Source organism: Corallococcus sp. CA041A (assembly GCF_003612075.1).
GTDB lineage: Bacteria > Myxococcota > Myxococcia > Myxococcales > Myxococcaceae > Corallococcus > Corallococcus exiguus.
Genome location: NZ_RAWF01000073.1, coordinates 1 through 23,904 on the forward strand (window position 1 = coordinate 1; position 23,904 = coordinate 23,904).

The following is a 23,904-nucleotide window of genomic DNA, read 5'->3' on the forward strand; positions in this document are numbered from 1 at the left end:
GGGTGACACCCGTGCCGCTGGCGCCTCACATGGAAAGCAGTACGGGCCGGAACGGCAACGCGCACCTGCCGGGCAGGGTGGTGCGCCGCTAGTGAGCACTTGTGATCGCGCCGCGCGCGCATCCATCCACGGACGACATCCGTATGACCCCGTGGGGTCGGTCGTCACCGCCTGCCCGCTTGCCGCGCCGCCGGGGTCTGCCGGGCCCCATTCCAAGGAAGACGGGGGGCCGTGTTAGGACGGAGACACGTCCCGTCCCCGCGGCTGGAGCGCGAGGGCGCGACGCCTCTTCCTGGAAGGACTCATGCGTTCGACTTCGGCACTGGCGTTGATGATGGCTTCCCTCGCGGTGGGCGCGCTGTCGGCTTGCGGCGACGACGGCGACAAGACGGACAACACCCCGGACTCGGGCACGAGCACGGACGCGGGCACGAACACCGACGCCGGCACGAGCACGGGCAATGGCCAGTGCCCCGCCTCCGCGATCCTCTGCGAGAACTTCGACAAGGGGCAGAACGGCTGGAAGCACCCGGACGAGGACCACCACGCCACCATCGCCATCGACGGCACGCGCACCCGCTCTGGCAGCGGCGCGCTGCACGTGAAGACGGACCCGGGCTACAACGAGGACACGGGCCCCGGCGACCAGCAGGCCATCGCGCACCTGCGCAAGGACATCCCGGCGTTCGGCACGAAGCTCTACACGCGCGCGTACGTGTACCTGAACCGGGCCTCGCCGGAGGGCGTGATGGGGACGTACTTCATCCTCTTCTCGCCGAAGGACAACGACTTCGGCGGCATCGAGCTCCAGGGGATGCACAACGGCGCGTTCGCGCTGGATGACTGGAGCGGCATCAAGGGCACGGGCTGGAACCTCCAGGAGGACACGAAGGTCACGGTGTCGCCCAACAAGTGGACCTGCATCGAGTGGGGCGTGGAGCGCGCGAACAGCACCGCGACCACGGGCCACGCGCTGGTGTGGGTGGATGGGAAGCAGGCCTACGACTTCCCCAACGTGGGCATCCGGCCCTTCACCAACTTCGGGGTGGGCTACGGCTTCGTGCACCCGAAGGGCGACTCCGCGTCGGAGACGTGGATCGACGACCTCGCGGTGGCGCCCGAGCGCATCGGCTGCGAGTGACGCCATGTCACGGAACCGCGTCGCGGACGAGACCCTTCACATCCTGGATCAAGGCACCTACGTGCCGCTGTCCGGGCGGGAGGTGTCCATTCGCGACGCGGTGTCGCGCGCGGTCGAGGGCACCGTGCTGGTGCGGCCCGGTGACTTCGAACACCTCACGCGGCCCGCGCCGGTGCCGGGCTTCACCATCGAGGTGACGCCGGAGAAGACGGGCGACGCCGCGCGCCGGCTGGTGGAGCAGGAGGGTGAGCGGCGGGTGCTGGCGCTCAACTTCGCGTCGGCGGTGAACCCGGGCGGCGGCTTCCTCACGGGCGCGAAGGCGCAGGAGGAGGACCTGGCGCGGTGCTCGGCGCTGTACTCGTGCCTGTTGAAGTGGCCGGAGTACTACGACGTGAACCGCAAGCTGCGCTCGCCGCTGTACACGGATCACTTCATCTATTCGCCGGACGTGCCGTTCTTCCGCAACGAGCACTACGACCTGCTGGAACGGCCGTTCTCCGTGTCGGTGCTGACGGCGCCCGCGCCCAACGCGCGGGAGTTGCCGACGAAGGATCCGGAGGTCGCGCAGAAGCTGCGCGAAGTGCTGGCCGCGAGGGCGCTCAAGGTGTTGCAGGTGGCGGCGCACCATGGGCACCGCACGATCATCCTGGGAGCCTGGGGCTGCGGTGCGTTCCGCAACAACCCGCACGACGCGGCGGAGGCCTTCGCGCGAGGGCTGTCCACGATGGCGGGCGCGTTCAGCCGGGTGGTGTTCGCGGTGTACGAGCGCGGTGGGAAGGGGCCAAACCTGAGCACCTTCCGCGAGCGCTTCGGCTGAGGGCTTGTCTGGCGTTCATGCGCGCCTGCTAACCTTGCGCGCATGCGATGGAGCCAGGTGGGGCTCGTGGTGGGGATGCTCGCGTGCGCGGGCACGTCGAATCAGAAGCCGGTGTCCGTGTCCGAGGTGGCGCGCACCGAGGCCGCGCCCGCGTCCGCGCTGCTCACGGTGCTGGCGAAAGATGCGAAGGGCCATCCCCTTCCTGGCATCGCGTTCCGGATCCGGGAGGCCATGGCGGATCATCCCGAGGTGATCTGGGGCACGACGGATGCCCAGGGGAAGACCGGACTGACGGTGCCTCCCGGCTGGTACGTCTTCACCGCCGAGGCCTCGGGCTACCAGACCTTCGTGGATCCGGACGTGCGGCTCGGGCGTGAACACCCGGCGACCGTGACGATGACGCTCCGTTCCTCCAGGTCGGTCCCCGGGCGCGTGGTGGACGGCGCGGGTCAGCCCCTTCGCGCCGTGTCGCTCTCATGGATTCCCGCGGACACGACGGCGCCCCGGTTGGACCTCGTGGGGAACCCGGACGGAACCTTCCTGTTCGAAGGCATGGGGCCCGGTCCAGGCGTGCTGCTGGCGCGGCGCAAGGGCTACAGCGACGAGCGGTGGGCATATGACGCGCGACCTTCGGAGCTGAAACTCATCCTGCGCGAGCAGGGCACGCTGCGGGTGACGGCCTTCGATCCGAAGGGACGTCCGGTGGGCTCGCCAAGGGTGGAGGTCAAGGCGCTCGATCCCGTGGCGAAGGAGGGCGCCTGGATCGATGAGCACGTGAAGGACGCCCGGATGTACCGGGGCCTGGAGGCAGGGCGCTACCGGGTAACGTTCACGCATCCTCTGGGTGGGAACGCGGAGTGGATCACGTCCTCGGAGGTGGAGGTCGTGGCGGGGCAGACTCGCGAGCTGACGCTCCGCTTCGAGGGCGTGGTGGAACGCGCACCGCTTCGGGGCCGCGTCATCGACGCCGGCGGACGGCCCGTGGCGGACGTGTGGCTCAGCGCCTCATCGGGTGATCCGAAGAAGGACGCCTTCGCGAGCGAGGACTCCACCCGGACCGACGCGCAGGGGCGCTTCACGTTGGAACACCTGCCGCGGGGACGCGTGCGCGTGGAGGTCTCCGGCGGTGTCGCGAAGGTCGAGTTCGGTCCGGAGGCCAAGGACGTGTTGCTGGAGCGGCGTCCCAGTCCCTTCGTGGAGGGACGCGTGCTGGGACCGGATGGAAAGGCCCTGACCCGTTTCAAGGTGAACTCGGAGACCTACGAGGATCCGGAGGGGCGCTATCGGTACACCCTGGAAGGTCCTGGGCCCGCGGGCCTGGTTTTCGAGGCGGAGGGACTCGCGAGCACGCGCATGCGGGTGGATCCCCGCGAGGAACGGACCGCCCTGCCAGACGTGAGTTTGGAAGCAGGCCGCACCGTGCGCGTCCGGCTCGTGCGGGAGAACGGGCAGCCGGCCGTGTCGAAGGGAAGAATGGACCTGCATCCGTTGCCCGGGCGCGAGTCGACGTTCGCCTGGTTCCAGACGTTCCGGATCGTGGATGCCGATGGCCGCGACGTGCTGGAGAACGTGCCGCGCGAGCCGTTCATCCTCGATGCGGAGACGGAAGAAGATGGAACGGCCTCACAGCCGTTGGGCGCGGACGTGGAGGAGGTGACGATGCGGCTCAGTCCGGAGGCCACGCTGGCTGGCACGATGGTGGATGAAGTGGGGCGCCCCTTGCAGGGCCTCAGCCTGATGACGGGGTGCGAGGTCTATCCCGACCGGGTGCCCGTCACCGACGCGGAGGGACGGTTCAGCTTGTCGGTCGTCCCGGAGCGCGAGTGTGTCTTGAGTGTCTATCAATACAAAGACCCAGGCGGTTGGCCCATGCCCCCGCTGCGCGTTTTCTGGCCCCTGCGATTCAACAGTGGCCGTCCAGGAGAGACGGTCCGGGTGGAGCTGCGGCCGCGCACGGGCCCCGCTGCCGTGCAGGTCTTGTTTCCGGATGCGGGCGAATGGGATCGGGTCATCCTCGTGCCAGGGGATGTTCCGATGCCGTCGACGGCGGAGGCCATGAACGCGCTGATAGCCTCCGCTGCCGAACCGGATTCGGCCCCCGCCGAGCAGCGCCCGGAACGCCAGGTCGAGAACTGGTTCTATCGCGCCTGGGGTGAGCCCCGGTTCAGCCAGCTGCCTCTGGGGCGCTACACGGTGTTCGTGCTCGGAAGCCGTAACGGGGTCTTCGTGCTCCGCTACCCCGTGAACCTCACGGAGCCTGGCGTCCACAGGTTCGAGACGAAGCGCGCCGTGGTGGGGGGCGTGCACTTCGTTCACTGACGGAGCCATGCCTCACGATGGCCTGCTAACCTGCGGGGCATGCGATGGAGCTGGGTGGGGCTCTTGGCCGTGGTGCTCGCGTGCGCGGAGGCGCCGCGTCCGGTGATGAAGCGTTGGCCTCAGGAAGAGGTGCCGGTGGGCGTCCGCGTCGTGGATGCGGCGAACCAACCGGTTCCAGGTGTTTCCCTGGTAGCGCGCCGCGCGGATCGCGGGTCCTCCGTCGCCAGGGGAGGCACCACGGATGCGACCGGCACGGCGCGGCTTCAGGTGATGCCGGGCTGGTATGTCCTCCAGGCGGAGGCGCCCGGCTTCGTGAGCGTGACCCGCACGGATGCGCGGGTTCCTTTCGGTGATGAGGTTCGTTGGGACGTGACGCTGGAGCGCGCCGCGCCCGTCGCCGGTCGCGTGGTGGACCTGGAAGGACGGCCCGTCGCGGGGGCTCGGCTTGAACTCCGCTTCGCGAACGAAGACGTGGCCGTCCCGCCGACCGAGAGCGATGCGGAAGGGCGCTTCCACTTCGACGGCGTTCCCGCCGGAGCGGTGACGCTTCGCGCGGAGAAGGACGCTTGGAGTCCGACGCGGCTGAAGCTCGCGGCGCCCGCACCGGAGTTGACGGTGGTGATGGGGGGACTCGGCAAGATGCGGGTCCGGGTGCTGGATCCCCAACAGCATCGACTGGCCGAGCCTTCCGTCTCGATCTCACTCGAGGAGGAAGGCGAGCGTCCGATGACGAAGAGCCCGATCCAGGTGCCCGAGGGCATCCTGTTCCTGAACCTTCCCGCCGGTCGCTACCACGTCTCGGGTCGATACGAGCCCTCGGTGGGATGCGAGTGGGAACGTGTCATCGAAGTCCAGGTGCTTCCGGGGCAGCAGACGGAAGCGACGGTGAGCTTCGAAGGGGTCGAGGGGTTCGGGCCCTGGCGCGGGCGTGCTGTCGACGACAAGGGAAGGGCGCTTGGCGGTGGACAGGTGATGGCCTGGATGGGGGAGCACGGAGAGGGTGCACTCGGTCTGCGCGGACGGTGTGAAGCCCGCGTGGAGCCGGATGGATCCTTCGCTCTTTCACGTGTGACCGGGCCTCCGGTCCAGGTGGTCTGGGATTCCGACAAACCGTCACCCACGCGGATGTCGAAGGGCGCGAACGGGGCGGGGGCGGGCGAAGCGCTGGTGTTTCCTCCGGAGGGCGGGACTCTGAAGGGCCGTGTGGTGCGCCCGGATGGGCAGCCCGTGGGCTACTTCGAAGTCGACGGATACTTTCCGGGGAATCAACGGGGCGAGTACGTGCAGGGCGTGTGGATGAACCATACCTATCAGTGGGTCATCGACGTGTTGGGCTTCGCTCCCGCCCTTGTGCGCGCGCAGGGGCGGGTTGGGGAAGAGCTCCAGGTTCCGGACGTCGTGCTCGACGAGGGCCGCACCGTGCAGGGCCGCGTCTTCGCGAGAAGCGGTCGCACGGGCGTGCCCAATCAAGAGGTCCAGCTCGTGGAGACGTTCGACCTGGACGGGCATCGGTCGAATCGCCCGCGGGCGGCGATGACCGACGCCGAGGGGCGCTTCCAATTCGAGCATGTGGCGGGCCGGCTCCTGTACCTGCGCGTGGACGCGAAGGAACACGGGACCGTGCTCCAGGCGCTCAAGCCCGAAGAAAGCGAGGTGCGGTTGCGACTCGTTCCCAACGCGGAGTTGCACGGCTCCGTGACGGACGGCGCACGGGTTCCGTTCGCGAGGGTGAGCCTGGAGGTTCGCTGCGAAGGTGATTTCAAGGTGAGCGCCGGAACGGACTGGGCGGGCCTCTACTCCGTGAACATCCCGGGGGATCGTGAGTGCCAGGTGCATCCCGCGGGAAGCCACCTGAGCGTCGGGGAGATGTACCTGCCGCCCCCTGCGTCCTTCTCACCGACGCGGGTTCGACTGGAGCCCGGCTCGCGCCAGAGGTTGGACCCGACGCCTCGCCAAGGCGCTGCCTCTCTGGAGGTGGGCGTCAAGGCATCTCGCGAGTTCGTCACCGCGTTCGTGCTGCCAGGAGACGTGCCGTGGCCCCGCACGCTCGAAGCGTTGGATGCGCTCATCCGGGCCGGTTTCAAGCCGGAAGACGATGACGACGGCTTCACTCCCTCATTCATGTTGGGGGCGTTCTTCCACTTCGGCCATCTTCCCCTGGGGCACTACACGGTCTTCATCCGGGAGCAGATCGATGGAGCGGACTCGGTCCTGCGCGTGCCCGTGAATCTGACCAAGTCCGGCGCGCACGTCATCCGGTCCGAGCGTCCCGCTCGGGCAGACGGAAGGCCATACACGCGCTGACGCGAACCCATCGCGTATGCTTCACGCCATGCGATGGAGCTGGGTGGGGCTCGTTGCCGTGGTGCTCGCTTGCGCGGGCACGCGTCCGGAGTTGGAAACGCCCGGACCGGCGAATGAAGTGACGTGGGTGTTCCGGGTCGTGGACCCGGGGGGACAGCTCGTGTCCGGTGCGCGGGTGAACGTCTGGCGCGCGGAGCTGTCGCAAGACAACGCGCTGCCCGGCATGACGGACGCAAAGGGGACCGGACGTGTTGCGCTGAAGCCGGGCCGGTATGCCGCGGAGGTCCAGGCCCGGGGCTTCGTGACGGCATTCCGCACGGACATCCGGATCGCGCCGGATTCGAGGCCGCGGATGGAGCTGGCCCTGGCGCGCGCGGTGCCACTCTCCGGACGCGTGGTGGACACGGAGGGAAAGCCGCTGAACAGCGTCTGGCTCCGGTTTGTCTCTTCCACCGTCGCCACCCCGCTCGTGCAAACCTCCAGTGACACGCAGGGCCAGTTCACCCTCCAGGGCGTGGCCGCGGGCGAGGGCCTGCTCTATGCCAGCAAGGCGGATTGGAGCTGGCACCGCTTGAAGGTCGTCACTCCCCAGCCCGAACTCACCATCGTGATGGGCCAACACTCGTCATTGCTCGTACGGGTGGTCGACCCCGAGGGCCGCGTGGTCCCGAACTCCCGTAGCTTCGTGAGGCCCATCGACCGGAATGTCGGCATCTCGCACGCGTCCGAGCAAACGGCTGAGGGAACGCGCCACCTGCGACTCCCGGCGCAGCGCTATCGCGTGTCGGCCAGCTACGCTCCTGCGTCTGGGTGCTGGTGGGACCGCACCGTGGACGTCGACGTCCCTCCCGGACAGCAGGCTGAATTCACGGTGAGCTTCGAAGGCGTCTCCAGTGCGGGAGTCTGGACGGGCCGGGCTGTGACTCCCGACGGGAAACCGCTGGCTGGCCTGGTGCTTCGGGCCACGGCGCTCAAGACGCCGGCGGGCGGGGACCTCATGGGCGAATGCATGACGACGACAGACCCGGACGGACGCTTCGAGTTGAGGCATCCCCTGGCTCGGCCCTACAAGCTCGCACTCGGGTCCATGGATGGGCTTCGCCGGAAGATGGGCGTCGCGGAACAAGCACCTTCCGGCCCCAATGGCGGGCCCGTGGTGTTCCATCCTCCTGGCGCGCTGCTAGGAGTCGAAGCTCGCGCGCGCGAGGAACTGACGCTCCCTGACATCACGCTCGAACCCGGTCACACCGTCGTGGGCCGGGTGTTCCACGAAGATGGGCAGACAGGGGTTCCCCATGCCCGCGTCGAGCGGGTGGCCCCCGCCGACCTGGAGACCCCGCGCGACGAGCACCGCGCGGCGAATGAAGCGAACGAGGCGGGCCGCTTCCACATCAAACAGCTGCCCCGAAGCACCCAGTTCCTCCGGGTGACCGACGAGCAGGGCGGAACGGCCTTGTACGAGGTCGGAGCTCACGAGGACCAGGTGGAGGTGCGGCTGACCGCGGACGCGGTGCTCCAGGGGGGCGTGACGGATGGGGCGCGCGTTCCGCTCGCGGGCGTGACCGTCCGGGCGCGCTGCGAGGCCGGGCTCGACACCCGCACCACGACGGATGAAGCAGGCCACTACGTGCTGCGCGTTCCGGGGGACCGCGAGTGCTTCGTGCAGGTTTCGGATGAGCCGCTCCGGGATGCCCAGTGGCCCCGGCCCGCGCCGCTGGTCTTCTCACCCCAGCCCGTCTCGTTCTCGCCACACGCGCGCGAAAGCAGGGACTTCGTCCCGAGGTACGGTGGGGTCGCGCTCCAGGTCCACTTCCCGGAGCCACGCGAGAAGCTGGAGACCTTCCTCGTTCCCGGCGATGTGGACATGCCGAAGACGTACGGAGCCATGCGGATCCTCCAGCGCTCCGCATTCACCAGCGATCCCGCCGCGAGGAAATGGCCGCCGGAGGATCCTGATGTGCCGGGGGCTTACTTCTGGCGCACGGACTTCGCCTTCAGCCACCTGCCGCCCGGCCGCTACACCTTCTTCGCCGTCGATGGGGAGTTTGGACCGTCGGTTCTGCGCGTGCCCGTGGACCTGAAGCAGGGCGAGATGAAGTCCCTCCGGCTCGGCTTTCCCGCCGACAGTGGGGGGACGCTGCTCGTGCCCTGAAGCCCGCATGCACTCCGTCCACGGCCGCGTCACGCCCTGCTAACCTGAGGGGCATGCGATGGAGCTGGGTGGGGCTCGTTGCCGTGGTGCTCGCTTGCGCGGGCACGCGTCCGGAGTTGGAAACGCCCGGACCGGCGAAGGACGTGACGTGGATGTTCCGGGTCGTGGACCCGGAGGGGCAACCTGTATCCGGTGCACGGGTGCGGGTCTGGCGCGCGGATCTGTCGCAAGACAGCGCGCGGCCTGGGACGACGAATGCACAGGGGGCGGGGGCCCATCTCCTGAAGCCTGGCTGGTATGCAGCGGAGGTCCAGGCACGAGGCTTCGTGACGGCATTCCGCACGGACATCCGGATCGCGCCGGATTCAAGACCGCGGATGGACCTACCCCTGGCTCACGCGGTGCCTCTCTCCGGACGGGTGGTGGATGCGGAGGGGAAGCCCGTGAGCGACGTCCGGCTCCGGTTTGTCTCTTCCAGCGTCGCCGCCCCGGTCGTCGAAACCACCAGTGATGCGCAGGGCCACTTCACCTTCGCGGGTGTGAGCGCTGGCGAGGGGTTGCTCTATTCCGACAAGGAGGAGTGGAGCTGGCAGCGGTTGAAGGTCCTCACGCCCCAGCCCGAGCTCACCGTCGTGATGGGCCGGCGCTCGTCATTGCTCGTGCGGGTGCTCGGCATCGACGGACGCGTGGCCCCGAAATCCTCGAGCTTCGTGAGCCCCATCGACCGGGGGGTCGACCTCTCGCACGAGTCAGAGCGAACGCCCGAGGGGACCGTCCACCTGCGACTCGCGGCGCAGCGCTATCGCGTGACGGCTGTCTACGTTCCTCACGCCGGTTGCTGGTGGATGCGAAGCGTGGACGTCGAAGTCCTTCCCGGGCAGCAGGCCGATGTCACCGTGAGCTTCGAGGATGTCGCCCGTGCGGGCCCCTGGATGGGCCGGGCGGTGACGCCTGACGGCAAGCCGCTGGCCGGCCTGCGACTGCTCGCCACGGCGCTCAAGGCTCCGGAGGACAAGGGGCCCGGAGGCGAGTGCGAGACCCTCACCGCCCCGGACGGAAGCTTCGAGTGGTTGGGTGCCCTGGCGCGGCCTCACAAGCTCGAGCTCCGAACCCAGGCAGCTTACCGGCTGATGGGCGTAGCGGAACAAGCGCCTTCCGACATGAAGGGCGGACCCGTGGTGTTCCGCTCGCCTGGCACGCTGGTGGGACGGGTCCTCGGGCCCGACGGAAAGCCTGTGCCCGAGTACAGCGTCGATTGGGCATCCTTTACCGAACCCGAAGGTCGTTTCAGCCGGGAGCTGTGGGCGTCTCGCACCTACTCGCTGATCGCCAGTGCTCCGAACATGGCTCCGACGCGCGTGCGTGTCGAAGGCCGCGAACATGAGGTGAGGGCGGTCCCGGACATCATGCTCGACGCCGGGCACTCCGTGGTGGGGCGGGTCGTCGAGGCGGATGGCCTCACCCCGGTGCCCCAAGCCAGGGTCGAACTGGTGGACCCCGACGATGTGGACATCCGGCGTTCGTACTTTCCCCATGCGCTTCCCGCCGACATGGCCGGCGGCTTCCGGTTCGACCGCGTGCCCCGGCGACGGCAATACCTTCGGGTGAATGACGAGAAGGCCGGGACGATCCTGTACGCGCTCGGGCCCGGCGAGGACCGGGTGGACCTCACGCTGAAACCCGACGGAACGCTCGATGGCTTCGTGACGGATGGCGCGCGGGTTCCTCTCGCGGGGGTGACAGTGCAGGTGCGTTGCGAGGCCGGGCTCGATGCCCGCGCCAAGACCGACGAAGCCGGGCACTACGTGCTCCGCGTTCCCGCGGACCGGGATTGCTTCGTGCATGCTTCAGAGGAGCAACTCCGGGATCGAGCGCCCTGGCCCAGGCCTCCGCCGCTCGTCTTTTCGCCCCAGCCCGTGGTGCTCTCCCCGCGTGAGCGTGAGCGCACGGACTTCGTGCCCCGAAGTGCTGGCGCCACGCTCCGTGTTCACTTCCCCGAGCCGCGTGAACGACTGGAGCCGTTCCTTGTCGCTGGCAATGCGCGCATGCCGAAGAGCTTCGCGGAGCTGAAAGCACTCCAGCGGTCCGCCTTCAGCATCGACCCGCCTTCACTCACCTGGCGTTCGGATGATCCGGACGTGCCCGGATATCAATTCCTGCAGAAGAACTTCACGTTCAGCCACCTCCCGGGGAAGCGCTTCACGCTCTTCGTCGTCGAACCCCAGGACACCGCGTTCGCGGTCCTGCGCGTGCCGGTGGACCTGACCCGCGAGGAGACGAAGTCCCTTCCGCTCCGCTTCCCCCTGGAGAGTGGAGGGGCGCTGCTCATGGATTGATGCCGGCGCCGTATCCGCGCCAGTCCCTGCTAACCTGCGGGGCATGCGATGGAGCTGGGTGGGGCTCTTGGCCGTGGTGCTCGCGTGCGTGGAAGCGCCGCGTCCTGTGCAGACGAATACCCGCTGGCCCATGGAGGAGGTGGCGTTCACGATCCGCACGTTGGATCCGGCCGGACAGCCTGTTTCCAGCGTGAGGCTGGTGGCACGCCGCGCGGATCGCGGGAGCCTGGTCATTAGGTCAGGCACCACGGATGCGACGGGGACGGCCCGGCTCCGGGTGATGCCGGGCTGGTATGTCGTCCAGGCGGAGGCGGCCGGCTTCGTGAGTGTGACCCGCGCGGATGCACGGGTCCCCGTTGGCGGAGAGGCGCGTCTGGATGTGACGCTGGAGCGCGCGGCGCCAATCGCCGGGCGCGTGGTGGATCTGGAAGGACGGCCCGTCGCGAGGGCCCGGCTTGGACTCAGCCTCGCCAACGAGGCTGTGTCCGTCCAGCCGACCGAGAGCGATGCGGAAGGGCGCTTCCACTTCGACGGCGTTCCCGCAGGGAGCGTGACGCTTCGTGCGGAGAAGTACGACTGGAGTCCGACGCGGCTGGAGTTCGTGGCGCCCGCACCGGAGTTGACGGTGGTGATGGGCGGGCTCAGTTCGCTGCGTGTCCGGGTGCTGGACCCCCAGGGCAGGGCGTTGCCAGGAGTGGCCACTCACATCAATGCGATGGACGAAAGGCGCCCCTTCGAGCGGTTCCCGGAGCAGGGTCCGGAGGACGTCGTCTTCCAGCAGCTTCGCGCAGGACGCTACCTCGTCACCGGCCGCTACGAGCCCTCACCGGAGTGCTGGTGGGATCGCTCCATCGAAGTCCAGGTCGCGCCAGGTACACGGACGGAGGCGACGGTCAGCTTCGAGGGGATCCACGGGCTGGGGCCCTGGCGGGCACGTGCAGTGGAGTCCAAGGGCCAGGGGGTTGCTGACCGCGAGGGAATGGCGTGGACGGGAAGCACATCGACCACCGAGGCAGGGCTGCGAGGGAAGTGTGATTTCCGCACGGCAAGTGACGGGAGCTTCATCCTCCCGCACCTGTTGGAGAATCCCGACTTCATCTCGATGACGGATTCCAGCGCGCGCTTCGAATGGAGGTCGCAAGGGTCACCGCCGCCGGGGACGGGTGAAGCGCTGGTGTTTCGCAAGGATGGAGGTGCTCTGAAGGGTCGTGTCGTGCGCCCGGATGGGCAGCCCGTGGGCTTCTTCGAAGTCGACGGACACCCCCCACACAATCCGCGGGGCGAGTACGTGCGATACGTGGACTTGACCCACACCTATCAGTGGGTCATCGATGTGTTGGGATTCGCCCCCGCCCTCGTGCGCGCGCAGGGGCGGGAAGGGGAAGTGCTCCAGGTTCCAGACGTCGTGCTCGACGAGGGCCGCACCGTGCAGGGCCGCGTCTTCGCGAGGAACGGACGCACGGGCGTGCCCCATCAGGAGGTCCAGCTCGTGGAGGCGTTCGACCTGGACGGCCATGGACCGCCGCGTCGCCTGCGGGCGGTGATGACCGACGCAGAGGGGCGCTTCCAATTCGAGCATGTGCCTGGCCGGCTCCAGTTCCTGCGCGTCGATTCGAAGGAACACGGGACCGTGCTCCATGCGCTCGAACCGAATGAGACGGCGGTGCGGTTGCGGCTCGTTCCCCATGCGGAACTGCACGGTTCCGTGACGGATGGAGCGCGGGTTCCGCTGGCGGGGGTGAGCCTGAACGTCCGCTGCGAAGGTGGGTTCACGGTGAGCTCCAGGAGCGACGGGGCGGGCCTCTACTCCATGAACATCCCGGGAGACCGCGAGTGCTTCGTGCATCCCGAAGGGAGCCCCCTGAACATCCGGCCGCCTTTTCCGCCCCAGCCGCCTCCGGTGTCCTTCTCCTCGACGCGGCTTCGTGTGTCGTCCGGCTCACGGCAGGCGTTGGATTTCGAGTCCCGTGAGGGGCCCGCGTCGTTGGAGGTGAGCGTCGAGGCATCTCGCGAGCTCATCACCGCGTTCGTGCTTCCGGGAGACGTCCCCTGGCCTCGCTCGCCCGAGGCGCTGGATGACCTGCTCCGGGCTGGCTTCGGACCCGACCCGATGCCGAACACATGGGAGTCGGAGTCCGGGCACGAGTCCTTCGCTCCCCACTTCATGTTGGGGGCGGACTTCCGCTTCAGTCGTCTTCCCCTGGGGCACTACACGCTCTTCATCCGGGACGAGCTGGAGGGAACGGACGCGATCCTGCGCATCCCCGTGGAGCTGACCGGGACCGGCGTGCACGTCATCCAGTCCGCGCGTCCTGGTCGCGGAGGCGGAAGGCCGTTCATGCGCTGATGCGAACCCATCGCGTATGCTTCACGCCATGCGATGGAGCTGGGTGGGGCTCGTTGCCGTGGTGCTCGCTTGCGCGGGCACGCGTCCGGAGTTGGAAACGCCCGGACCGGCGAAGGACGTGACATGGGTGTTCCGGGTCGTGGACCCGGAGGGACAACCCGTGTCCGGTGCGCGAGTGAACGTCTGGCGCGCGGATCAGTCGCCAGCCTATGGGCAGCCCGGTTCGACGGATGCGCAGGGGACCGGACGCGTTGCTCTGAAGCCGGGCTGGTATGGCACGGAGGTGCAGGCGCGTGGCTTCGTGACGGCCTTCCGCGAGGACATCCGGATCGCGCCGGACTCGAAGCCCCGGATGGAGCTGTCCCTGGCGCGCTCGGCGCCCCTCGTTGGACGCGTCGTGGATGCGGAGGGAAAGCCCGTGTCGGGCGTCCGGATCCGCTTCGCGTCCTCCAACGCCGCCGCTCCCTTCGTGGAAGCCATCAGCGGCGAGGCGGGCCAGTTCAGCATGCAGGGTGCAGCCGCTGGCGAGGGCTTCCTCTACTCCGACAAGGACGGTTGGAGCTGGCAACGGTTGAAGGTCATCACGCCCCAGCCGGAACTCACTGTCGTGATGGGACAGCTCTCGTCGTTGCTCGTGCGGGGTCTGGACCTCGAGGGACGCCTGATCCCCAACTCCCATAGTTCCATCACCCCCCTGGACCGGCCGATTGGTATCCGGCATCAGTCCGAGCAGACGCCTGAAGGAACGATCCACCAGTTGCTCCCAGCGCAGCGTTATCGCGTGATCGCCAGCTACGCTCCGGCCCCGCGTTGCTGGTGGCGCCGCGCCGTGGACGTTGAAGTCCTCCCCGGACAGCAGGCCGAAGTCACCGTGAGCTTCGAAGGCGCTACCAGCGCGGGCCCCTGGACGGGCAGGGCGGTGACACCCGACGGGTGGCCGCTGGCCAACATGAAGCTGCGGGCCACGGCGCCTCCCTCCGCGGAGGGCATGGAGGTCGAAGAGGGTTGTGAGGGCACGACCGGTCCGGACGGACGCTTCGAGTTGTCGCATCCCCAGGCAGGGCTCCATCGACTCCAGCTCAGACACGCGGCTGAACCCCATGAGCGGGTCGGCGAGGCGGAGCTCGCACCTTCCAATGCGAAGGACGAACCCGTGGTGTTCCACGCTCCCGGAACATTGGTGGGACGCGTCCTCGGCCCTGATGGGAAACCCATGACCTACTTCGACGTCGACTGGCAGAGCCAGTCCGACCGTGATGGCCGATTCATCCGGGGGCCGACCCGGTCCCGGACCTACTCCTTGCGTGTCGACGCCGCGTACATGGCCTCCTCGCGCGTGCGGGTCGAGGCTCGCGCGCATGAGGAGCGAAGGGTCCCGGACATCCAGCTCGACACGGGGCACTCTGTGCTGGGCAGGCTGCTCGAGGCGGATGGACGCACACCCGTGACAAAGGTCTGGATCGAGCTGGTGGACCCCGCCGACGTGGACATCAAGCTCTGGAACTCCCGCTTCGGGGCTCGCCCCGACGAGGCCGGCCGCTTTCGCTTGGACCATGTGCCACGGCGTCCGCAGTACCTCCGGTTGAATCGCCTGGAAGGCGGGACCCTCCTGTATGAGCTTGGGGCTCGTGAGTCTCGGGTGGAGCTCCGGCTGAAGCCGGATGCAACGCTCGAAGGCTTCGTGACGGATGGAACGCGTGTTCCGCTTGCGGGCGTGATGCTCGAAGTGCGGTGCGGGGCCGGGCTCGATGCCAGCACCAAGACCGACGATGCCGGCCACTACGTGCTCCGAGTGCCAGCGGACAGGGATTGCTTCGTGCACTTTCCGGTGGATCGGCGCTGGATCTACACGTGGCCGCGGCCCACGCCGCCCGTCTTCTCTCCCCAACCTGTTTCCCTCTCACCTCGGGAGCGCGAACGCAGGGACTTCGTTTCGAGGAGCGGTGGTGCGCGACTCCAGGTCCACTTCCCAAAGGTGAGGGATGGGCTGGAGACGTTCCTCGTTCCTGGCAACGCGCGCATGCCGAAGACATTCGCGGACCTGAAAGCGCTCCAGCGGTCCGCCTTCATCAGCGATCCGGCTCTAAACCCGTGGCGAACGGATGATCCGGACATGCCCGTCTATGCATACTGGCAGAAGGACTTCTCCTTCAGCCATCTGCCGGACAAGCGCTACACGCTCTTCGCCGTCGAACCCCAGGACGGAGCGACAGCGGTCCTGCGCGTGCCCGTGGACCTGAAGCCAGGCGAGACGCAGTCCTTCCAGCCTGGCTTTCCCATCGAGAGTGGAGGCACGTTCCTCGTGCCCTGAAGCCCGGCGACGCGCCCTCCACCGGCAGCGTCACGCCCTGCTAATCTGTGGGGCATGCGATGGAGCGGGGTGGGGCTCGTTGCCGTGGTGCTCGCTTGCGCGGGCACGCGTCCGGAGTTGGAAACGCCCGGACCGGCGAATGAAGTGACATGGGTGTTCCAGGTCGTGGACCCGGAGGGGCAACCTGTCCCCGGCGCGCGGGTGAAGGTCTGGCGCGCGGATTTGAAGCGAGACACGGCACTGCCCGGCACGACGGACGCACACGGAACGGGACGCGTTGCGCTGAAGCCGGGCTGGTACGCCGCGGAGATACGGGCGCCCGGCTTCGTGACGACCTCGCGCACGGACATCCGGATCGCGCCGGAACCGAAGCCCCGGATGGAGCTGCCCCTGGCGCGCGCGGTGCCACTCTCCGGACGCGTCGTGGACACGGAGGGGAAGCCCGTGAGCGACGTCCGGCTCCGGTTCGTCTCTTCCCACGTCGGCGCCCCGGTCGTGCAAACCACCAGTGATGCGCAGGGCCGGTTCAACTTCCAGGGCGCGGCCGCTGGCGAGGGCCTGCTCTATTCCACCAAGCCAAAGTGGGCCTGGCGGCGGTTGAAGGTCATCACGCCCCAGCCCGAGCTCACCGTCGTGATGGGACGAGGCTCGCCATTGCTCGTGCGGGTGGTGGACACCGAGGGACGCGTCGTCCCGAACGCCACGAACCTCTTGCATCCCGTCGACCGGTGGCTCGACGTTTCGCGTGAGTCCGAGCAAACGCCCGAGGGAATGCGCTACCTGCGACTCGCGCCGCAGCGCTATCGCGTGACGGCGGGCTACGAGCCTGCCGCCGGATGCCGGTGGGACCGCGACGTGGACGTCGAAGTCCTTCCCGGACAGCAGTCCGAAGTCACCGTGAGCTTCGAAGGCGCCGCCAAGGCGGGGTCGTGGACAGGTCAGGCGGTGGCTCCCGACGGAAAACCGCTGGCCGGCCTGGTGCTTCGGGCCACGGCGCTCGAGTCTCCGGAGGGCAGGGGCCTCAAGGGCGAGTGCACGACCCGCACCGGCCCGGACGGGCGCTTCGAGTTGATGCATCCCCTGGCTCGGCCCCACAAGCTCGAGCTCAGGTCCACGGATGGGATCGACCAGCTCGTGGGCCTCGCGGAACAAGGTCCTTCCGGCCCGAATGGCGGGCCCGTGGTGTTCCAGCCGACGGGCCGTCTGGTGGGCCGTGTCGTCGATCCGGTTGGGAAGCCCCTGTCGCTGTACTGGATCCACAGTTGGACGGTGGCCAATCGTGAAGGCCGCTTCGCCTGGGCCACGGAAACCTCGCGCCTTTACACCCTCTACATCGGAGCGCCGGACATGGCCTCGGTTCGCCTGCGATTCGAAGGGCACGCGCACGAGGAGCGGACGGTCCCTGACATCACGCTCGAACCCGGCCACATCGTTCGGGGTCAGGTGTTCCACGAAGATGGGCGAACCCAGGCTCCCTACGCTCGCATCGACCTGGTGGAGCCCGACGACCTGCAGATCCCGCGCGACGCATTCACCGGGGGCGGGAATGGCGCGGACAAGGCCGGGCGCTTCCGTCTCGCGGGCCTGCCCCATCGCCCCGTGTTCCTCCGGGTGAACGAGGAGCAGGGCGGAACGGCCTTGTACGCGGTCGGAGCGCACGAGGACCAGGTGGAGCTGCGGTTGACCGCGGACGCGGTACTCCAGGGGTACGTGACGGATGGGGCGCGTGTTCCGCTCGCGGGCGTGACGGTCCGGGCACGTTGCGAGGCCGGGCTCGACACCCGCACCACGACGGATGAAGCCGGCCACTACGTGCTGCGCGTTCCAGGGGGCCGAGAGTGCTTCGTGCTCGTTTCGGAGGAGCAGGTCCGGGATGCTCCGTGGCCAAGGCCCGCACCGCTGGTCTTCTCACCCCAGCCCGTCTCGCTCTCGTCACGCGAACGCGAACGCAGGGACTTCGTCCCGAGGACTGGAGGGGGCGCGCTCCAGGTCCACTTCCCGGATTCACGCGAACGGCTGGAGACCTTCCTCGTTCCCGGCCATGTGGACATGCCGAAGACGTTCAGAGGCTTGCGAGCCCTCCAGCGCTCCGCATTCACCCGCGATCCCGCCGCGACGGATTGGCCGTCGGACGATCCGGATGTGCCGGAGTTTCAAAACTGGCCGTGGGACCTCACCTTCAGCCAGCTGCCTCCCGGCCGCTACACCTTCTTCGCCATCGATGGTTTGTTCGGCCCGGTGGCAATGCGCGTGCCCGTGGACCTGAAGCCAGGTGAGACGCAATCCCTCCGGCTCGGCTTTCCCGTCGACAGTGGGGAAGCGTCGCTCGAGCCCTGAAGCCCGCCTATGCGCCGTCCACCGGCAGCGTCACCACGAACGCCGCGCCGCCGCCGGATGCTTCTTCCACCCAGACGCGGCCGCCGTGCGCTTCCACGATCTGCTGCACGATGTAGAGCCCCAGTCCCAGGCCTCCCGTGCGCGCGGAGCCCTGCACCTGGGCGAAGCGCTGGAAGATGCGCTCGCGCTCGGCGGCGGGGACTCCCGGGCCGCCGTCCCGCACGGTCAGCCGCAGCTGTCCGTCCTGATGGCGCAGCGACACGTGCACCGGCGTGCCCTGGCCGTATCTCAGCGCATTGGAAATGAGGTTGCTCAGCACCTGCTCCAGCTTGAGCCGGTCGAACCGGCACGGCGCGGGGCCCTCCACGCGCACGTCCAGCTCCACCCCGGCCTGCTTCGCCTCGTCCCCGAAGCGCGCCACCAGGTCCTGCACCACCGGCGCCAGGTCGTCGCTCACCAGATCGAAGTCCAGCTTGCCCGTGCGGATGCGGCTCACGTCCAGCAGGTTGTCCAACAGCGACGTCAGCCGCTTGAGCTGCCGGTCCGCCGCGTCCAGCCGCGTCGTGACCTTCTCGGAGCCCAGGGGTTCGTGGCCCTTCGACTCGGCCATGCGCCGCAACAGGTCCACCTGCAGGCGCAGCGACGTGAGCGGCGTGCGCAACTCGTGGCTCGCCACCGACAGGAAGTCGTCGCGCGTGCGCACCGCCTCGTGCAACGCCTCCTCCGTCTCCTTCAGCGCGGTGATGTCCAGGATGGCCCCGCGCACCACCATCACCTTGCCGTTCGCGTCGCGGATGACTCGCGACCGGCTGATGAGCCAGTGCCAGGTGTTGTCCGGCCAGTGCGTGCGGAAGGTAGAGGAGTACGACAGCACGTCGTTGTGGAAGATGGCCGTCACCTGCGCTTCCACCGCGGGACGGTCGTCCGGATGCAGCGACGCCAGGAACTGCTCGTGCGTCCACTCCGCCAGGGGCTGCGGGTAGCCGTAGAGCCGGTCATGCCCCTCCGAGCGGAACACCTGCCCGGTGACGAGGTTCGTCTCCCAGACCGCCATCTGCGCGGACTCCAGCGCCACCTGGAACCGCTCGCCCAGCTGGCGGAAGCGCTCCTCGGTGCGCGCGACCTCGGTCTCCGCGCGCTGACGGCGGGTGATGTCCGTGGCCAGCACCCACGTCTCGCCGCCCACCGGCCGCACGGACAGCTCCAGCCAGACGCCTGACGGCAGCTCCGACAGGAAGCGCGCGGGCTCGCGCGTGGTGAGCGCGTCCAGCAGCCGCTCGTGCAACGTCGTGCCGGCCAGCATCGGCTGCGCTTCCCACGGCGTCAGGCCCTGGCAGGTGCCATACGGCAGGCCCAGCAGCGACGCGGCACGGTGGTTGAGCTCATGGATGATTCCCTGCGCGTCGAGCGCCAGGAACGCCTCGGCCATCATCTCCCGCAGGACCTGCAAGCGGGTCTGCGCGGACATGCTGGCCTCGTCGGCCGGAACAGGGGGCTGATTCGCGTCATGCGGCGCGCGCGCGGCGGCCGTGCCCGGTGAGGACGCATCGTCCTTGGATGCGTGGCGAACAGGTTCGAACGGACCACCGGGGAGGGGACTCATCGGGTTTGCACGCTCCCGCACGGCCCCCGCGCCCGTCAAGCGAGCGCACAGGGCGTCCGGGCCGTCTGTCAGCTCAGCGGATCCATGAGGGGTTCAGGCATGACCCACAACTCCGTGGGCCGTGCATAGGCCTTGTCGAACGCGAAGAGGATTCCGTTCCACCGATCCCAGAAGTCCGCCCAGCTGTACTCGCACGGAGGGGAGGTGAGCGGGTTTCCGTCGCGGTCCGGCTGGGCATACGCATAGTCCGCGTACGTCCAGCGCACGGTGCCGAAGTCCGTCATCAGGAAGGGCGTCAGCATCTGGAGCACGGCCGCGCGAGACACCTCGTCGGAGGGCGAACCCGCGGGCGTGAAGACGGGCTGGGCCTGGTCGTACTGTTCGCGCCACGCGACGAAGTTGGTGCCCATGGCGACGAGCGCGTCACGGCGCGCGGGCGTGGGCGCGAGCCGGGCGTCCTCGTAGAGCGCGAACGCGGCGATGAGCAGGCTCTTCCAGGGCATGCCGGGGAAGATCAGGTCCATGCGGGTGGGGCGCGGCGAGTCCTCCGCGTGCGCGATGGCATAGGCATACGCCTGCTGCGCCTCCGCGTTGTTGGCGTCCACCAGGGTGAACTCGGTGAGCACGCGCGCGGGCGTAATGGGCCCGGTGGCGGCGGCGCGCCAGTCCAGATACAGACGCGCTGAGCCGCCGATGTCGTTGTAGATGGCGAGGTTGCCTTCGTGGAGCGTGCGCTCCAGCGTGATGACGATGGCCTCCACCTTGTCGAGCGGCGTCGCGCCCGGAGCGCTCCAGTACAGCGCGCCCATGCGCGACGCGGTGGCCAGCAGGGTGCGCACGTCCGCGAGCGCCCCGGCGTTGAGCGCGCTCGTCAGCACACTGAGGGCCGTGGCCGCGTCCACCGTCAGGCCCTGCGCGATGAGCTGGAGGGACAGGTCCTGGATCCGCAGGCGCAGCACGCCGTCCAGCCCCAGCCGGTCCAGCGCGTTCGTCAGCGACAGCGAAGGCTGAAGCCGCGCGGTGTTGATGAAGTGCCGCGCGAGCGCCGCGCTGTACATGCCCTTGCCTCCGGCCTGGGACGCATGCGGCGCGAAGGTGAACCAGTTGGGACGCACGCTGCTGGTGCCACCGGGTTGCAGCGTGGGGTCGATGATGCCGCCCAGCTCATACGCGATGCCGATGTAGCCCAGCGTGATGGTGCGGTTGTCCTCCAGCGGCGTGGGCGCGGACTGCGCCTGGGCGGAGGCAGAGGTCAGGACGAGGAGCGCGCCGAGGAGCGCGGCGGTGGAGCGGCGCACGTCGGTGCGAGAGGGAATCGCCAAGGTGGGGGTCCAGGGGTGGGGGGCTGATCGACCAAGCTAGACAGCGGCGGCGCCGGTCCAAACCCCAGCCCCCGCAGTGGGACTCATGCTGCGTTGAGTGGACGACCCTTGGGCAGCAGGCTCGCGCTGTTGACGCGCGGGGTCAGCTCCCAAGTTCCGGCAGGGCACCGGTCTTCCTGGGAAACCGGCGCCGCGGTGCTTCACGCTCCCTTCGGGGGCGCGAAGTAGGAGACGAACGGCGCCACGTCCCGGTAGCCCATGCGGCGGTAGACGGGCGCGCCGGCCTCCGTGGCATGCAGCACCGTTCGCTCCAACCCCCACGCGTGCTTCGCCTCCTCCAGCGCGCGCCGGAGCACCGTCTCCGCGGCGCTCTTGCGGCGGTGCTCCGCGAGCGTCGCCACCAGCGCGATGTAGACGATGCCGTCCACGCGCAGCGCCACAGTGCTCGTCGACGGCGCGCCGTCGTGGCAGCCGACGAAGGCCCGGCTCTCGGGGCCGAAGATGCCGGGGGCGGCCAGGGCTTCACGTCCCAGCGCCTGGGGTGTGTCGTAGCTCGCGGCGTTCACGTCCGCGACGGCGTTGTAGCCCCAGGTGTCGTTCACCGGCCGGAGGTCGAGCGGCGGCAGGGGCCGCACCGGCTCCAGCATCCGGTCCGCCACCATTCCCGACGTGGTCATCCCCGGCTTGAGCCCTCGCGTGGCGAGCAGCGCGTCCGCCTGCTCCCGCAGCCCCGGCGCCAGCCACTCCGGCGTCAGCGTGAAGGCCCACCCGTGCGGTCCCTGCGCGAAGTAGCTAGCGGCCGAGTCCACCGCGCGCATCAGCTCCGCCTCCGTCTGCGCCGGCCGGTTGAGGAACGACATGTTCATCAGCGACCACGTCACGTGACCCGCGGTGATGAACACGTCCGCACGCTCCACGACCTCTCCACGGGGTAGCCCCAGCGTCATGAGCCTCCAGGCTCCACGGAACTGCGCATGCGATTCGTCGATCTCGGCTCGGGACATGAGGCGGCTCCAGAAGGGTCCAGGAAGTAGGATTCTCCGCATTCATAGACGCTCACGTCTACGTGCGTGAGAGGAGGGGCCTTGCTAAAGCGAGTCCGCAAACCGGGTGCGAGGAGTGGGTCGCGATGACTCCAATGGAAGGGCAGTCCTGGCAGACGACCTGCCGGGTATGCGGCAGGCAGACGTGTCCGAAACCCGAGGCGGTGGCCGCCTGGATGCGCACGATGCTGGACCGCGTGCATGGCACGCAGATGCGCGGCGCGGGTCGGAGGGGACTGCGCGAGGCCCTGGCCATGGAGGGCGTGCTCATCACCACGCACCTGGAGGTGTGGTCGCGCGCGCTCGAAGGCGTGTGCCCGGACTGCATCGCGGACGTGGCTCCGGAGACGGACGAGAAGCTCCAGGATCCGGAGGCGATGCACGAGGCGGCGCTGGAGCGCTGGCGCACCTCCGCGCCGGAGTTGGTCAGCGACGCGGTGGAGTCCGCGGTGGACGACACGCTCCAGGCCGCGCGCGAAGCCGCGACCCGGAACAAGCCGACGACCTGATCAGGCCCAGAGCTCCTGCTCCAGCGTGTCGAGCAGCGCCAGCGCGGCCTCGGGCGTGGGCAGCCCCGCCTCCGTGACGAGCGCTGAATCGAGCGGCATCGCGACCTCCGCGCGCAGCAGGGCCACGGCGCGCTTCTGGGCCTCGCGCAGCGCTGACTGGTCCGGCGCGGACAGACGCGAGCGCGCCCACCGGTCGATGTCCCACGACAGGCCCGCGTGCCGCGTCTCATCCTCGGCGATGCGGACCATGGCCTCGCGCACCTCCGCGTCGCGCGCATGCAGCGCCTGGTGATGGGCCACCAGCGCGCCGTAGGTCTCGCGCACGCACCCCTCCACGGCGTTGTCCAACGCCACCTCGCTCAACGGGCGCAGGGGCACGGCCGCGACGGCGGGCGGCGGTGGCGTGGCCCCGTAACGGCGCGCGAGCCGTCCCGTCCTCTCCGTGTGCATGACTTCATCCACCGCGCTCGCGAGCGCCGCCTCCTGGAGTGCTGCCTCCGCGCCATGCAGGGCCAGCTCCTCACGCAGCCTCAAGAAGGCGTGGATGGACGCGGCCTCCAGGTGCGCGGTCTGCGCGAAGTGGTGCCCGAGCGCGTCCTCGCAACCCCCCGCGACCGTGCCCTCCAGCCCCACGGGCCGGCGGCCCACGGAGCATGGGCCAGAGCCCTTCTGCAGCACGTGATCCTCCACCTCGCGGAGCTCGCCGTTGGCGGACACCCTGACCACGTACTGCATCAGGTTCGAGCCCTCGCCGCAGGCGTCGCCCTTCGTGGCCACGACGTTGAAGCCTCCGCCCGGATTCCGCTTCACCGCTCCCTGCTCCAGCGTTTCGCAGCTCAGCCGGTAGCCCGCGGCGAAGGTGAGGAGCGCCGCTTCCTGCGCGGTGTCGACCGCGCCCAGCAGGGTCTGGAGCTCTTGCAGCGACGCCCAGGTCTTCACCTCATCGCCTCGCGTCGTCGCCAGGAAGTACCTCGAGCAGAGCTGGATGCAGTTGCCGGTGAAGCCGTCGCTGGAGCTCGCCTCGGCCAAGGCTGTCTGACAAGCGGACACGTCGGTGGCGCTCGCGCACGCCTCTCCGGTGGAGGCTCGGGTCTCGTAGCCCACCGGGCCCTCGCGGCCGTAGCCTGAGAGGACGCGCGACTCGACGAAGTCCACCGCGGGTTGGATGCTCAGGTCATTGATGGCGGGATCGCCCAGCGGCGTGCACTCGATGGCCGAGTAGCCCCGCAGGTCCGTGCCGCCGGTGCCACAGCCCGCCAGCACCAATGGCGTCGCGAGCGAGGCCCGCAGCGCGCGAGAGAAGAGATGCCGCAATCGGTTCGTGTTCATGGATGCCTGCTCCCGTGGGACGAGGTGTCCCGCG

Annotated in this window: 14 protein-coding genes; 10 read left to right on the plus strand and 4 right to left on the minus strand. The window is 68.9% G+C overall.

Features of this window, described 5'->3' with window-relative positions:
• The first annotated feature begins 304 nt into the window (after nt 1-304).
• The 9 genes from D7V77_RS15355 to D7V77_RS15400 all read left to right on the plus strand — a co-directional run bounded on the left by D7V77_RS15355 (nt 305) and on the right by D7V77_RS15400 (nt 18,064).
• On the plus strand, nt 305-1,141 hold the full coding sequence (locus D7V77_RS15355; RefSeq protein ID WP_120577039.1) for a hypothetical protein: 837 nt from the start codon (nt 305-307) through the stop codon (nt 1,139-1,141).
• Between the two features lie 4 nt (nt 1,142-1,145).
• Nucleotides 1,146-1,958: a TIGR02452 family protein gene (locus D7V77_RS15360; protein ID WP_120577040.1), complete on the plus strand. Its 813-nt coding sequence runs from the start codon at nt 1,146-1,148 to the stop codon at nt 1,956-1,958.
• A gap of 42 nt (nt 1,959-2,000) precedes the next feature.
• On the plus strand, nt 2,001-4,277 hold the full coding sequence (locus D7V77_RS15370; RefSeq protein ID WP_158624408.1) for a collagen binding domain-containing protein: 2,277 nt from the start codon (nt 2,001-2,003) through the stop codon (nt 4,275-4,277).
• Between the two features lie 54 nt (nt 4,278-4,331).
• Nucleotides 4,332-6,581 carry a carboxypeptidase-like regulatory domain-containing protein gene (locus tag D7V77_RS15375; RefSeq protein WP_233597001.1) on the plus strand — a complete coding sequence of 750 codons (2,250 nt, stop codon included), beginning with the start codon at nt 4,332-4,334 and terminating at the stop codon, nt 6,579-6,581.
• Between the two features lie 28 nt (nt 6,582-6,609).
• The gene (locus D7V77_RS15380; RefSeq protein ID WP_233597002.1) at nt 6,610-8,733 is read left to right on the plus strand and encodes a carboxypeptidase-like regulatory domain-containing protein; all 2,124 of its coding nucleotides are present in this window, start codon (nt 6,610-6,612) and stop codon (nt 8,731-8,733) included.
• Nucleotides 8,734-8,786: 53 nt separating this feature from the next.
• A complete protein-coding gene (locus tag D7V77_RS15385) occupies nt 8,787-11,069 on the plus strand; it encodes a carboxypeptidase-like regulatory domain-containing protein (protein WP_233597003.1) in 2,283 nt (760 codons plus the stop codon).
• A gap of 58 nt (nt 11,070-11,127) precedes the next feature.
• Nucleotides 11,128-13,416 carry a carboxypeptidase-like regulatory domain-containing protein gene (locus D7V77_RS15390; protein ID WP_233597004.1) on the plus strand — a complete coding sequence of 763 codons (2,289 nt, stop codon included), beginning with the start codon at nt 11,128-11,130 and terminating at the stop codon, nt 13,414-13,416.
• Between the two features lie 28 nt (nt 13,417-13,444).
• Nucleotides 13,445-15,727 carry a carboxypeptidase regulatory-like domain-containing protein gene (locus tag D7V77_RS15395; RefSeq protein ID WP_233597005.1) on the plus strand — a complete coding sequence of 761 codons (2,283 nt, stop codon included), beginning with the start codon at nt 13,445-13,447 and terminating at the stop codon, nt 15,725-15,727.
• Nucleotides 15,728-15,796: 69 nt separating this feature from the next.
• Nucleotides 15,797-18,064 (plus strand): carboxypeptidase-like regulatory domain-containing protein, encoded by a 2,268-nt coding sequence (locus D7V77_RS15400; protein ID WP_233597006.1) that lies wholly within the window; start codon nt 15,797-15,799, stop codon nt 18,062-18,064.
• Nucleotides 18,065-18,071: 7 nt separating this feature from the next.
• Here D7V77_RS15400 and D7V77_RS15405 read toward each other — a convergent pair whose 3' ends face one another.
• From D7V77_RS15405 to D7V77_RS15415, 3 genes are all read right to left on the minus strand, one after another.
• Nucleotides 18,072-19,532, minus strand: coding sequence for an ATP-binding protein (locus D7V77_RS15405; protein ID WP_120577048.1), 1,461 nt, complete (start codon nt 19,530-19,532; stop codon nt 18,072-18,074).
• Nucleotides 19,533-19,735: 203 nt separating this feature from the next.
• Entirely contained in the window at nt 19,736-20,989 is a 1,254-nt protein-coding gene (locus D7V77_RS15410) for a hypothetical protein (RefSeq protein ID WP_120577049.1), read from the minus strand.
• Between the two features lie 200 nt (nt 20,990-21,189).
• Nucleotides 21,190-21,993 carry a GNAT family N-acetyltransferase gene (locus tag D7V77_RS15415; protein WP_120577050.1) on the minus strand — a complete coding sequence of 268 codons (804 nt, stop codon included), beginning with the start codon at nt 21,991-21,993 and terminating at the stop codon, nt 21,190-21,192.
• Between the two features lie 125 nt (nt 21,994-22,118).
• On the opposite strand from D7V77_RS15415, the gene D7V77_RS15420 reads away from it, so the two are divergent.
• Nucleotides 22,119-22,541 (plus strand): hypothetical protein, encoded by a 423-nt coding sequence (locus D7V77_RS15420; protein WP_126934617.1) that lies wholly within the window; start codon nt 22,119-22,121, stop codon nt 22,539-22,541.
• Here the strand turns inward: D7V77_RS15420 and D7V77_RS15425 are convergent, their stop codons facing one another.
• A complete protein-coding gene (locus tag D7V77_RS15425) occupies nt 22,542-23,870 on the minus strand; it encodes a ferritin-like domain-containing protein (RefSeq protein ID WP_120577052.1) in 1,329 nt (442 codons plus the stop codon). It abuts the gene before it with no gap.
• Between the last annotated feature and the right edge of the window lie 34 nt (nt 23,871-23,904).